The 1,034-nt window shown below is 63.6% G+C and carries 1 protein-coding gene; it reads right to left on the minus strand.

The annotated features are described in order from the left end of the window. Window positions 1-285 precede the first annotated feature (285 nt). A partial coding sequence (locus tag ACWD4P_RS38545) for a damage-control phosphatase ARMT1 family protein (protein ID WP_449782859.1) occupies window positions 286-1,034 on the minus strand: 749 nt, incomplete at its 5' end.

Consider the following 1,034-nt stretch of genomic DNA (forward strand, 5'->3'; position numbering starts at 1 on the left):
GGAGCATGAGCATGAAATCTTGCCCTCCGCGCATCTGCAGTACAGAGCTGCATTACCCATTGCAATGCAATGACTGCTTAACGTACATGCGCATCGGGTGGGTCCAGCGCCAGGGAGCCGTGTCGCGCCTCCCGATCACTCATTCATCCTCTCCAGCAGCGCTTCACCCGCGTACGCCGTGAGCTCAGTACACCCCGAGTACGTACCGGCCAACCACGGGTCAAGGGCAGCTCGCATGCCCGGAAAGGGTTTCCCTACTTCATCACTTCATCGAGGCTCGCCACTTCATCTAGGCTCGCCCCGAACCTGGATCACGGCATGCGTTCCCTGTGTTCGCCAGGATTCGGGTTCCGAATCGTTCAGCGCGTCCTCCGTTTGTTTTTCCAGGCCCACGATTACGTCTGATTTGAGGGTACGTAGGGCTGCTACGGGGGTTGGGAAGTAGGAGGTGCACGTGGGGAATGGGGTTGTGGGGGGCCGGAGTTGGTCGCCTACTAGACGGCGGTAGTTCAGGTCGCCCTTCAGGATCGTCAGTGTGGCTTTCTCGAAGTGCTTCCTCAGGTCTCCCGGCATTGCGGCGTACGACAGCGGGGCGAAGGAGAACGGGTGGGCGAGGAGCTGCAGTTGGCCCGTTGATGTCGCTTGCCATAGGCGTTCGCCCGCCTCGCCTGCCTCGCCCGGAGCTCGCTTCAGGTGGCGCAGGGCGTCGATCACGTCCATGGGGGTCGCGTCGGAGACGTAGTACGGGTGTGGCTTTACGTGGAGGACCACTTGTTCCGCGTGTGCGTGGCGTAGGAAGTGGTCGATGAGGAGGAGGTCGGGGAGCAGTTCGCGGCCCGCGTTGTCCGCCACCATGTGCACTGTGTTCCCGGCCCCCGGCGGCAGCAGCGACCACAGGCGTTCCGAGTCGTCCACCAGGAGGGGGGTGGTGGGGGTGTCGGTGGCGTCGATGTCCTCGACGACCTTCTCCGCCGCGATCGGGCCGGAGCTGCTGCTCCACACCTGGCCGTCGACGCCCGTCACCTGGTCGGTGC

Source organism: Kitasatospora sp. NPDC002543, from assembly GCF_053594915.1.